Here is a 12,079-nt window from a genome sequence, read left to right as displayed (position 1 = left end):
GCGTGGGTACGGTGTAGGAGGATTGGATCAAAGCATACCGTCCGGGGTGATGCCCGTCTACAGGAGCAGGCTCACCATTAGGGGTGAAATACGTTTACCGTTCGAGACTCACCTCGAATGATTCCCGCAAACCCTCACCTTGCCCAGATGATACTTTTTGAGTCCCCCTTTATGCTGCCGAAGCGCTCGGCTTATTTCCGCCAACGAGGCCCAGATCGGCGGAAATTTTTGCGCCTTTTTTGCTCCCGTATCACCTCACCAAAAATAGTTGTCGCAGTTTCACGACTGCCCGGTTCGGTTCTCATGCACCGGCGAGCTTTTTGCCATCCTCTCGCGCGACCTTCATACGAAACAATACTGAACAATACTGAAGTAGCGTCATAAGCGACCCGACATCGGCGACAGAATGCACGCCACCTATCCCTGAGCCGCTCCAGCAAACAGACATTAAATTTGACGCCAAATTGCCAGCACACCCTTCATCCCCTGAAAACCCTCACCTTTGCCTGCGCCAACGCCATAAAACACAAGGCATTCGGCCGACACAGCCAACACCCGTCACGTTATCGCACCCGAAAAGCCTCACCTTTACCCCTCTACCGTTCCCACCAGCGGCATGGGTGAACCTCAATCTGGCCAAGCCCTTCCTCCCCCGAAAAGTCTCACCATTCGTTCAGCCGGCCAAAATACTCAATCATTTCCTGTACTTACGCACTATGCCAAGCTTGTTCCAGCTACCGTTGAATCTCCCGAATCAGCTCACCTCAATGAGCCTTCAACCACCGAAGCTTTGCTATCAACGCGCCATCACAGAGTCCCGCAAAACCTCACCTCAAGCCTAAGCGAACCGATAGCGACGGCCTCTTACTCTATGATTTATATGTATTTTTATGAAAGTGACCACCAACTTTTAATTCAACAGACGGGTACGACAGGGTGCCCAAACAGGGCAATCTCTCCTGCAAACACTCACCTTTTACGTGGGAATCATCCCGCCACTCAAGACACAAAGCGCCCTCCACCCGCTCCCGAATGACCTCACCCTCTCAAGCTTTCGCTGCTTTCCTGGGCCCGGCTAGTCAAGTCTTCCTGCAAATACTCACCTCAGGAACAGAACAACCCCAATCCAGGCTTGAGCTTTGAAAGTAACCCCGAAAAATCTCACCTCACGACCTCGTTTTATCCCGTGATCGCTCACCCGTTCCTCATTTCGCCCTTGCAAACCCGGTCAAATACGGCCAATTAACTCGCCTGAACCTTCTCACCTGACTAATCCGCCCTCCAAACAGCCCAAACTAAGCCTGACCAAGCTTGCTGCTGTGTCAGATCCCGAAAAACCTCACCGTTGGGATATCTTGAAATGAAACCCTGTCCTGAACTCACTCACGTTCTATCCCGGACCCTCTCACGCTCATCCCTGAACCCCATCACCTGAAGATCCTGCAAGCCCTCACCCAGTCTCCCGCAAAGATTCACCTTTATTCGCTGAAACCCTTGCCAGTAAAGGTTTTGCCATGGCGTTAACGTTTTTAACTAGGTTCAAAGGTGTTTACTTCTATTACTCTCAAGAACAATGTCGAGCTTTCACAGATAACTTCATGAACCCCATCGCACCGGTTTTCCGTGAAACATCATGGCAAGATGGGAAAATACAAAATAATTGATTTATATCAATAGCTTATAGACAAAATTTAGCGTTGTTTCACAGAAAAAGGCAATAGCTCGATGAGTATCGGTTTTTCCCTCGCTCAGTACGCTAACTAGGTCATGGAATCACTTTAAACAGAACGATTTGTAGCAAAATACATGTAATTTGTTATTATTAAAACGTTTCACCCTATCCAATAGATCGATAGAGACGAATGAACCTTGACGAAACACGCCTGCTCATCCGGCAAGAACTCGAAGCTATGCGAAAAGCGGGCACTCGCAGGCAAGAACTTTCACTTCATGCCTGCAAACGGCTTTTCTTCGATTTGGGTGTGCGGCCCACCATGGCCGCAGTGCGCGATTTAACTCAAATCGGAAGCGCGAGCGATATCCCCAAAGACATTGATCATTTTTGGGAACGCATTCGTAACGTTTCAAAAATCCGGATAGGCACGGGCGCGATTCCTCCCGCTCTTGAAGAAAAAGCGGGTGAGCTGCTAGGCGCACTTTTTGAAGAAGCCCAAGCCTATGCGCGTGCTGAACTCGACAACGAGCGCGCAACACTGCATGAAAGTCGTCATTTGGCCGAGCAGCAAGCACATGACGCAGCCATTCGTCTGGACGAAACCAGCGAAACCATGCGCCGCGCAGAAGAAAAAACCCAGTTAGCCTGGGAGCGCATTCGCAAGCTGGAAACCGAACTGGTCAATGCACAGGCACGACACGATGCTCTGCAGGAAACACGGCAGGCACTAACGCAACGGGCAAGCGCTGAAAACACGGAGCTGCGCGAACAATTACAGGCTGAACAGGCGGCTAATACTGCTTTACGTGACCGGATTGAAACGCTGCACAACGATTTGCGCGACCGGACTGAACACTACGCGCAGCAAATCAAGGAAGCCGTCGATGCTGCGGAGCGTCGCGTGAAACCTATGCTGGTTGAGCTGGACGCGCTGCGCGGGATGGCTGCGACGTATCAGTCGGGCGTTCGTGATGCAAACCGCAAGGAATTCGATTTTCTTCAACAATTAGCCTTGACCAAGGCCCAGGCAGACCGCTTCGGCGCTCAGGTTGACGAGCAAGCGGAAGAGCTTGACGTACTGACAAAAGAACTGGCTCGATTGCGTATGCAACCGCATCACGATCCTGCTGTCACGGCTTTGCTGTACTCGCTGGCGCGCGATGGACGGCTAACGGCGCAGGAGCTCGATGCAATCGGTACGGCAATGGATAACCAGATACCACTGCTTTCGCATTGTCCTAAATGCGACAAGGGTGAACCAGAGCTTGTCCAGACGAATGACCAGCACGAACTTATTTGCCCCGAGTGTGAGCATTCATCAGGTGCGCGGTCATCAAGACTGGACGCTGTTGCCCATTTTTTCTCCCCATCGCCATCGGCGCTTTCGTGACTCGTGGAATAAATAAAACGGCTCTCGGGGCGGCGGGCCGCATTTTTGTGCGATGCGTTTTAAGCACAAGGTGAGCTTATTCGGGAGTGCTTTCAGCGTCTGGCAGACTGTCCCGCGCTGAAGGTTCAGCGCACTGTACTTGCCAGCACTTCCATGCCAGGTGTAGCCGGGCGACCGAAACAGGCTGTACAAAACCAAGCCACCGCTTGATTTCTTCAGGATCAGCGCCGTCATCAAACAGGCTGGCGGCAAACGAATTACGGAGTGTTTGTGGGCTAGCGCGTTGTGTTCTTGACGGGCTAATTCCTGCATCTTCAACTAGCGTATCGACCGCACGCAAAACCGTTGCCTTGTGCATCGGACGGCCCGACGGTGAAGCGGGAAACAGGAGCTCACCTGACAATGCCCGAAGACGTCGTTCGGCCAACCAGCGTTCCAGAATACAGGCGGCAAACGGCAAGAGACGTATCTGTCGCGTAAAGGCCGGATGAGCGGCGGTGACACGCAAGAAAGATGTTTCCTCAACGCAACTAATGCAACTAACGGTCAAGTTTTTAGCTTCGCCCACCTTCACACCCGCGCCAAGAAAAACAGCAATCAACGCCCGGTCACGACACGTTTTCCAGCGCTGGGAGGCCGATAACCCATCTGGGAGCGGCGAACGCAAATGTTCGACCAGCATGGCGCGTTCAGTCACGCTTAAGAACCCGGTAGGATCGTTATTGCGGGCATTGCGCCATGTGGCTTCACCGTCTTGCGCAATGAACCGTGCTGGATTGGAGGACGCGAATTCGATCGCCCTGACGTGGTCCAGCACCCGTTCGATCAAACGTAAATAACGAACGCGCTGTGGCTTGCGAATGGACAACCCGGCGACGAAATGCGCAATGGTTGGAGTATCGACCGTCAGGAGCGTCTTGTGCCGTGCGTTTAACCAGTCGAGAAAAAGCCCCCATTGCGCACGATAGACATCCGCTGACGAATGGCGAAAACGTTGTTGCGCCAGCCATGTATCAAAGGCGATACGTGGTTCAAGGTACCAGTCTTCACGTTTTTGATTGAAAAGGTCCGTGGGCGTGTGCTGTGAGATGGCGGTTGACGTGTTCGAGGGCATACGCGTTAGCCGCCCCAGGCACGGTTGCGATGAGATGTGGCCTGACGCGTGGCGGATGCGGACAGTGTTCGCGTTTGCTGCTGGGCGGCCTCGTAAGCGTTCACCGCGAAAGCAAAAACCGCCGGCAGTGCGTTAGAGGCGCCGAAATCAACGGGATCGTCGGTTTCAGGATAGGGCAGCGCGCCCGGACGCTGAAACAGGCCGAGCAAGGCGGCATCGTGGCGGCTGGCAAAACCAAGATCAGCAAGGGCTTCAGCTTCGATGGCATGCAGTAGCCGCCAGGTCAGCGGCACCTGCTGTGTGATGTATCGCGTAGCGATACCCCGAACGATATGGTTCAGGTCGCGCGCGGCTTGCTGATAGCGCCGGGCAGCCAGATCGTGGTCGGAAGGATCGGTCAGGTCGGTCAGGTCGGTCAAAGGGGTCATGAGCAACTCCGGGTAACGTCGCAATACTGTACAAAGATACAGTATTTTGCGCAACCGTAACGGCGGCTCCGGAGTGCTCGAAACTTGCTGGCCGCTAGCCGTGAATCACGACCAGTAACGCTTTCGCCTCGCTTTTGCCCGGGTTGCGTATGACATGCGGCTGATCTGCGACGTAACGGGCCGTGTCCGCTACTTTCAGCCGCTTCACCGTGCCCCCTGCTTCGATTTCAAGTGTGCCGTGCAGCACCGTTAGGTGCTCGCGGGTTCCGGGTTCGTGCGCCGCCGAAATCAGGGCGCCTCCTGGCCGCACGATCAGTTCGTACCATTCGAATTTACCCGCCAGTTCGATTGGTCCCCAGACCCGCAACTGATACTTCGCGTCGGGGCCGCTCAGTGTGGGAATGTCGTGCGGCCCCGCGATGCTGATCGCCTCTGGCGCCTTGGGCGGCGCAAACAGTGAATCCAGGCTGACACCCAGGGCGCTGGTCAGCCGCCAGGCAACTGCAATGGTGGGGTTAGCCTTGTCACGTTCGATTTCGGACAGCATCGATTTCGATACGCCTGTCGCACGCGATAGCTCATCGAGCGTCATGTGGCGCTCGCTGCGCAAACGCTGGATCTGTTCGCCGACACGGGGCGGAATACCCAGCGCTGGTTCGGGCGTCGCTGCGGCAACGGCTGTTACTGCAGACACCGTAGCCACTGCGGTGGAGCGACGACGCCGGTTTGCGGGGCTTGCCATGGCTTGACCTATCGTTTAGAGTCGTTCGATATACCGGAATTTAGTTCGAAAAATCGAAAATTTCCGGTAAAAAGAAATCGACTATAACAGGCCGCCCAGCCATCAAGGTGGCCAACCCTATCAGGAGCCAACATCATGCGTGAGCCATACCTTGCCCATCTGCGTCGCACACTGGAACAGATTCGCACCGATGGTTTTTATAAAGAGGAACGGGTGATCGTCAGCCCGCAAGCGGCGGATGTCCGTCTTGCAGACGGCACGCAGGTTTTGAATTTTTGCGCCAACAATTATCTGGGGCTGGCCAATGATGCCCGGCTCATCGCCGCAGCCAAAAACAGCCTCGACACGGAAGGCTTTGGCATGGCCTCTGTGCGTTTTATCTGCGGCACCCAGGCCGTGCACAAGACACTCGAAAGCGCGCTCGCCGCTTTTTTGCACACCGATGATTGCATCCTGTATTCAAGCTGTTTCGATGCCAATGGCGGCCTGTTCGAAACGCTGCTCGACGAATCCGATGCCGTTATCAGCGATGAGCTGAATCACGCGAGCATCATTGATGGCGTGCGTCTGTGCAAGGCAAAACGCTTCCGCTATCGCAACAATGATCTGGCCGACCTCGAACTCAAGTTGCGCGAGGCCGATGCGGCGGGCGCGCGCTTCAAGCTGATTGCTACCGATGGCGTGTTTTCGATGGACGGCATCATCGCCGATCTGGCGGGCATTTGCGACCTGGCGGACCGTTACGGCGCGCTCGTGATGGTCGATGATTCACACGCGGTGGGGTTTGTCGGTGAACACGGGCGTGGCACGCCTGAACAATGTGGTGTGCTGTCCCGGGTCGATATTCTGACGGGCACGCTGGGCAAGGCGCTAGGTGGGGCTGCGGGCGGCTATGTCGCCGCGCGCAAGGAGATCGTGGCATTGTTGCGCCAGCGTTCGCGCCCGTATCTCTTCTCCAATACGTTGACGCCCAGTATTGCCGCCGCTTCGCTCAAAGTGCTCGAATTGCTGGCCAGCGACGAAGGCGCACAGTTGCGCCAACGCGTGCGGGCCAATGGTGCCCATTTTCGTGAGGCGATGAGCACGCTGGGCTTCACCCTCGTGCCGGGCGCTCATCCGATCATTCCCGTCATGCTGGGCGATGCGCAAATAGCTTCACGCATGGCGCAGGCGCTATTGCAGGAGGGGGTCTATGTCACGGGCTTTTCGTTTCCGGTCGTACCCAAAGGGCGCGCCCGGATTCGCACGCAAATGAGCGCCGCCCACACCACTGAGCAGATTGACCATGCCGTGGATGCGTTTGCCCGTGTGGGCCGTGCGCTCGGTGTTATCTGATCCTGGAGCAGACATGAAAGCACTTGCCAAACTCGAACGCGCGCCGGGCCTGACGCTGACTCACGTGAAAAAACCTGAAGTCGGCCATAACGACGTCCTGATCCGCATCCGCCGCACAGCGATTTGCGGCACGGACATTCATATCTGGAAGTGGGACGACTGGGCGCAAAAAACGATTCCGGTGCCGATGCAGGTGGGCCACGAATATATCGGTGAAATCGTTGAAATCGGCCAGGAAGTGCGGGGCTTCGAGCTGGGTGACCGGGTGTCGGGCGAAGGCCATATCACCTGCGGGTTTTGCCGCAACTGCCGTGCGGGCCGCCGCCATTTATGCCGCAACACCGTTGCCGTGGGTGTGAACCGCGAGGGGGCCTTTGCGGAATATCTGGCGATTCCCGCACTCAATGCCTTCAAGATTCCGGCCGATATTTCCGACGATCAGGCGGCCATTCTCGATCCATTCGGCAATGCCGCGCATACCGCGCTGTCGTTCAATCTGGTTGGCGAGGACGTGCTGATCACCGGCGCTGGCCCGATCGGCATCATGGCCGTGGCCATCGCAAAGCATGTCGGTGCGCGCAATGTGGTGATTACGGATGTCAACGAATACCGGCTCGAACTGGCACGCAAGATGGGCGCCACGCGCGCGGTGAACGTTGCGCATGAATCGCTACGGGATGTCATGGCCGATCTGCACATGACAGAAGGCTTTGATGTCGGGCTCGAAATGTCGGGTGTGCCGAGTGCGTTTACCAGCTTGCTGGACGCGATGAATCATGGCGGCAAGGTGGCGTTGCTGGGTATTCCGCCGCCCCAGACGGCGATTGACTGGACCCATGTGATCTTTAAAGGGCTGGAAATCAAGGGGATCTATGGCCGGGAAATGTTTGAAACCTGGTACAAGATGATTGCGATGCTGCAAAGCGGCCTGGACCTGTCGCCTATCATCACGCACCGTTTTGCCATCGACGATTACGAGCGTGCGTTTGCCACGATGCTCTCCGGCGAGAGCGGCAAAGTTATCCTGAACTGGGCTGGCTGATGTGCCATGCACAGGCCGTGCTTCCCGTGTCGAGATAGCTGGAAAATCATTTGAGGTACAGTGCGCAGCGCAAGACGGTTAAACCGGAAAAGCGGGCCATTGCGGCTTGAATAGGCAATCGGTGACAAGAAAGGCATGGGGTTTCGGCGCATGGCAAAAAGGATAATGAGTGCGAAGGGTGCGAAGGGTGCGAAGGGCACGAAGGGTGCGAAGGGTGCGAAAAGCGCAAAAAGCGCAGTGGCTGCGGTTTTCGCCGGCGTTACGTTCATGCTGGCATCGAATGCCCAGGCGGCCAATTGGTGCAAGGGCGGTATCTGGTTCGATGCGATGCTGGGCTCGTACCACATTCACCCTAAAAAAGACTTCGAGCAGTTCAATCCCGGCCTTGGCGTCGAGTGCTGGCTCGGTTCGGAATGGGCTGTGACGGGAGGCGGCTTTCGCAATTCGCTGCGACGGCCTTCATGGTATGGAGGCATGGTCTGGGCACCGGAATTCGCTCACTGGGGCTTGATCCGTCTGGCGGCGATGGGCGGGGTCATTACCGGCTACAACTATGGCAACTGGGGGTTGGGCCGGAATCATACGATTGGCCCGGTCCTCGCCCCCCTGCTGATGGTCGAATACAAACGTGTTGGAATGAACATCATTCTGATTCCGCCGATTCCCTCCAACGATTTGCCATTCACGGCAGGATTTCAGGTGAAGGTGAAGTTCTAATCTCGGGATTCCAGATCAAAACGGGCGCTAAAGGTGAGGATTTCCGGGGGCCTGGCGGGTTCAGCATCTCACCTTGGCTTTACTTCACCGCACTTCCGCACTTCAAGCGATCTCCCGGATATCGGCGACAGGCATTTGACCGAAGGTTTCGCTCAACAGATAAGCGACGAGTTTTGCTGCGGTGTCTTCAGGTGTGGCCAGTTGTCCGCTGCGTTTGAGTTCATCGAATTTCTCGCGCAACGGAAACTGCGCGGTTGAGGCGCCACGAATCTCGGCTTGCATCGCGGTATCGACCACGCCTGGCGCGATGCTGCTGATGCGTAGCGTTGGGTTTTGATCTAGCGCGACCGTTTGTGCGTGATGATCGAGAGCGGCTTTGGTCGCGCAGTAGATGCTCCAGCCCGCATAGGCATGACGCCCTGCTCCGCTGGAGATATGCGCGATGCGCCGCTCGACCCCGTGGGCGCTGGCGGCAACGAGCGCGTTCGCCAGGATCAGCGGCGTTGCCACGTTCAGTTCGACGGCCTGTGCGATGGCCTCCGGTGCTTGTGCGCCCAGGGGCCCCACGGGTTGTACCGTTCCCGCATTGTTCAGCAGCATGACGCAATGCGCGCCTTCAATGAAGCGACGTAAATCATCGCGGGCAGCCCATTGCGCAACGTGCCGGGCATGGGCCAGATCGAGTTCGATTTCGCTGAGCCGGGTGCCATAGCGGTTGGCGAGGGCAGCATTGCGCGAGCGCGATAAGCCCAGCACAGCGATTTCACGTGACAGCAACTGTTCGGCCAGCGCCGCGCCCAAGCCACGGGTATGGCCCGTGACAACCGCGCGCGTTATCAGGATGCGAGACGAGGGAGATGTCATATTGCGGCTCCAGATAATGAGAGAAAAAACATGTGGCATTTTCTCATGCGTGTGCATTTCGCTTCGGTAGTGGCGCTAAGGTGAGGGTTTCCGGGGGTGGAATGGGGGTGAAAATAAGGGCTGGGTTTAGTTTCAGGATGTCACGCGGGAGGCGCGCATAACGTTATAACCCGGAGTGTTTTATTTGATATAAAAACTCTTTTATCCTGATTTTCAAGTATGCGACACTTACAATTTTCGTGGTTTTTATTGCTCGCCCGTTTGGCAAAATTCGGCAAAAAGTGCTGTGTGTTTAACTGGAACCCAATTTCTTCTGAATAAAAAACTCCTTCTTTAATATGCAAACAGACTCATTTCCACTTATTCCTGCTTCAGCGGCAGGAACGCTTGTCAAAACCCGCCACGGCTGGATGCTTGCCAATCCGCACGATTTTTATATTGGCCGCGCCATGCTCGAATACGGCGAATATGGCGAAATCGAATCGCAGTTTTTGCTGCAACTGCTGATACGTCCGGGCATGCTGGTCGAGGTTGGCGCCAATGTCGGCGCGCATACGGTTGCGCTGGCCCGCGAAGGCGCCAATCAGGGGCGGCAGCTTGCGGTGTTCGAGCCGCAACCGTTTATTTTCCAGAACCTGTGCGCCAACCTGGCGCTCAATGGCATCACCAACGTCCGGGCCTGGCCGTTTGCCTGTGGCGAAACAGAGCGCACGATTTATTTTCAGCGCCAGGATTATCTGCAAACAGGCAATTTTGGCGGCGTGGAGATGCAGGAGCAGGCCGACGGCGACAGCATTGCTGTGCCGTGCATCAAGCTGGACGACGTACTGGATGGCGCATCAGTTGGATTGATCAAGATTGATGTGGAAGGGTTCGAGCTGCTGGTTCTGCAGGGCGCAGAGCAGATCATCGCGCAGTCGCGGCCCGTGCTGTACGTGGAAAACGACCGGGTGGAGAGCTCTCCAGCGCTTATCCAGTGGCTTATGGATAAAGATTATCGTTTGTGGTGGCATACCCCGAATCTGTTTAACCCCGATAATTTTTTTGGCAAGGAGGAAAATATTTACGGTCACGTCATGTCGTTTAATATGCTGGCCTTGCCTAAAGAAATAGATATTGCAGTAAATGGTTTGCTAGAGATAACCGATGCTGAATCCCATATCCTCGCAAATAAAAACGGCGAATAAAAAAGCAACTGGCTGCGATTGTCTGCGCGGTTACCTGCGCAGCTGTCTGGTTTGTGACGTTTTTTGTGGCAAGGGGCAGGCTGATTTTTTCGGCTTTAACAGGTGAGGCTTTGCGGGGGATGGCGCCCTGTGTCGTGCGGCATGCATGGACGGCCACCCGTGATCCGGTATATAACGGCACAAGCGCTAGCGCGCAGTTTTTAATCCCCGGACACAAAACCAGAACGAGCCTCACCATGACGCAAGACAACCTGCAACAAAAAGCAAAAGAAGCGGTGAAGCCCGCCGTGGAACATCTCGATGCGGCGCTCAGCCATGTCGATGACATGGTGTCGTCGGGCAATATCGCCGCGAGCGCGGCACGCGGCATGTTGTACAGCCTGATTGAAACGCTCGGCACGCTCGTGGGCGATCCTGATTTGCCCGAGCATGCCCGTTCGGGCTATGAAGGGCTGCTTGAAACCGCACGCGAACTCCGTGCGCGGCTAGAGCATTAGCCATACAGTCAGCCCGGCGCTACAGCGCGTTGGACACCGCTTTCGGGCCCGTGAGGGCTTGTTCCGTGCCGGGCAGCGGATCGAGCGGACGGCCCGCGTCGCGCCAGGTTTCCAGACCTCCGCGTAACGGCAGCACGTTGCGAAAGCCCGCATCGCTCAACTGTTTGGCCATCCAGGCCGCCGAGACTTCGTTCGGACACGCGCAATAAATCACGATCTGGCGCTCGGGGGCATAGGTGTCGATGATGGTTTTCAGATGGCGTTCATCCGCGAATTGCGCACCGGGAATCACATACGGATCGAGCAGTTGATGTTCGGCTGAGCGAATATCGAACACGATTGGTGCCTGGCCGCTTTGCATCAGTTCAAACAACTCGTTTTCGTCGATACGGGCGGCCATCAGTTCGCGCATAAGCTGACGCCGCCGCACCCAGCGAAAGGCCGCATAGGCTAGCAGCAAGCCCACGATCACCACGAACGTGATGCCCCCGAGGCGACCGGCCCCCGCGAAGAGCCAGTTGATCTGCCTGGCGAACAGCGCGCCCAGAACGAGCCCGGTGCCTGACCACAGCACGGCACCGATGCCGTTGTAACGCAAAAACGTGCGATAGCGGGTGCCCATCGCACCGGCCATGGGCACTGAAACAATCGAGAGCCCGGGCACGAAGCGCGCCACGACGAGCACGCGGATACCCCAGCGGCCAAAAAAGCGTTCGGTTTTTTTCACGCAGATATCGCGCGAGAGCGATAGCCGGCACAGCGTATTGAGCGTGCGTCCGCCGTAGCGCCGGCCGGCGAGGAACCACAGGCTATCGCCAATCAGCGTAGCGAAGACCGAGACCACCAGTACAGCCAGCAACTGAGGTGCGAGCGAGCCCGGATGCAACGAGGCCATCGCGCCAAACGCAATCAGTGTGGGCATGGCGGGCACGGGTAGACCGAGCGAAGCCGCCAGCACATTCAGAAAGACGATGAGCGGACCATATTGCGCGATGAGGTCATGGAGCATGGCGTGATCGTGATTACCGAGGATCGGTTCAGGTGATGCTGTCGCGGATCAGTACAAAACCGCTGTGTTGCCACAGCTC

Annotated in this window: 11 protein-coding genes; 6 read left to right on the top strand and 5 right to left on the bottom strand. The window is 56.2% G+C overall.

Annotated features, from left to right (window positions below; genetic code table 11):
- Positions 1-1,862: 1,862 nt before the first annotated feature.
- Positions 1,863-3,065, top strand: coding sequence for a DNA-binding protein (locus GH657_RS17935; protein WP_153102354.1), 1,203 nt, complete (start codon positions 1,863-1,865; stop codon positions 3,063-3,065).
- Positions 3,066-3,141: 76 nt separating this feature from the next.
- Here GH657_RS17935 and GH657_RS17930 read toward each other — a convergent pair whose 3' ends face one another.
- From GH657_RS17930 to GH657_RS17920, 3 genes are all read right to left on the bottom strand, one after another.
- A complete protein-coding gene (locus GH657_RS17930; protein ID WP_153102353.1) occupies positions 3,142-4,179 on the bottom strand; it encodes a tyrosine-type recombinase/integrase in 1,038 nt (345 codons plus the stop codon).
- Positions 4,180-4,184: 5 nt separating this feature from the next.
- On the bottom strand, positions 4,185-4,607 hold the full coding sequence (locus GH657_RS17925) for a DUF2471 family protein (protein WP_174770024.1): 423 nt from the start codon (positions 4,605-4,607) through the stop codon (positions 4,185-4,187).
- Between the two features lie 94 nt (positions 4,608-4,701).
- Positions 4,702-5,361, bottom strand: a complete 660-nt coding sequence (locus GH657_RS17920) for a helix-turn-helix domain-containing protein (RefSeq protein ID WP_425495773.1) — start codon at positions 5,359-5,361, stop codon at positions 4,702-4,704.
- A gap of 123 nt (positions 5,362-5,484) precedes the next feature.
- Between GH657_RS17920 and GH657_RS17915 the strand changes: the two genes are divergently transcribed.
- The 3 genes from GH657_RS17915 to GH657_RS17905 all read left to right on the top strand — a co-directional run bounded on the left by GH657_RS17915 (position 5,485) and on the right by GH657_RS17905 (position 8,443).
- Positions 5,485-6,684, top strand: a complete 1,200-nt coding sequence (locus tag GH657_RS17915; protein WP_153102351.1) for a glycine C-acetyltransferase — start codon at positions 5,485-5,487, stop codon at positions 6,682-6,684.
- Positions 6,685-6,697: 13 nt separating this feature from the next.
- Entirely contained in the window at positions 6,698-7,726 is a 1,029-nt protein-coding gene (gene tdh / locus GH657_RS17910; protein ID WP_153102350.1) for an L-threonine 3-dehydrogenase, read from the top strand.
- 165 nt (positions 7,727-7,891) lie between these two features.
- Complete coding sequence (locus GH657_RS17905) at positions 7,892-8,443, top strand: hypothetical protein (protein WP_174770023.1); 552 nt, start codon at positions 7,892-7,894, stop codon at positions 8,441-8,443.
- A 102-nt stretch (positions 8,444-8,545) separates the two neighbouring features.
- Here GH657_RS17905 and GH657_RS17900 read toward each other — a convergent pair whose 3' ends face one another.
- Positions 8,546-9,307: an SDR family oxidoreductase gene (locus GH657_RS17900; RefSeq protein ID WP_153102349.1), complete on the bottom strand. Its 762-nt coding sequence runs from the start codon at positions 9,305-9,307 to the stop codon at positions 8,546-8,548.
- Between the two features lie 491 nt (positions 9,308-9,798).
- On the opposite strand from GH657_RS17900, the gene GH657_RS17895 reads away from it, so the two are divergent.
- Together GH657_RS17895 and GH657_RS17890 are read left to right on the top strand one after the other, a co-directional pair.
- Positions 9,799-10,494, top strand: coding sequence for an FkbM family methyltransferase (locus GH657_RS17895; RefSeq protein WP_220094869.1), 696 nt, complete (start codon positions 9,799-9,801; stop codon positions 10,492-10,494).
- 236 nt (positions 10,495-10,730) lie between these two features.
- Positions 10,731-10,991 (top strand): hypothetical protein, encoded by a 261-nt coding sequence (locus GH657_RS17890; protein ID WP_153102347.1) that lies wholly within the window; start codon positions 10,731-10,733, stop codon positions 10,989-10,991.
- Between the two features lie 19 nt (positions 10,992-11,010).
- Here GH657_RS17890 and GH657_RS17885 read toward each other — a convergent pair whose 3' ends face one another.
- Positions 11,011-12,000 carry a DedA family protein/thiosulfate sulfurtransferase GlpE gene (locus GH657_RS17885; RefSeq protein ID WP_153102346.1) on the bottom strand — a complete coding sequence of 330 codons (990 nt, stop codon included), beginning with the start codon at positions 11,998-12,000 and terminating at the stop codon, positions 11,011-11,013.
- Between the last annotated feature and the right edge of the window lie 79 nt (positions 12,001-12,079).

This window comes from Paraburkholderia hayleyella (assembly GCF_009455685.1).
GTDB classification, from domain to species: Bacteria; Pseudomonadota; Gammaproteobacteria; order Burkholderiales; family Burkholderiaceae; genus Paraburkholderia; species Paraburkholderia hayleyella.
This window is presented reverse-complemented; position numbering and strand designations above follow the sequence as displayed.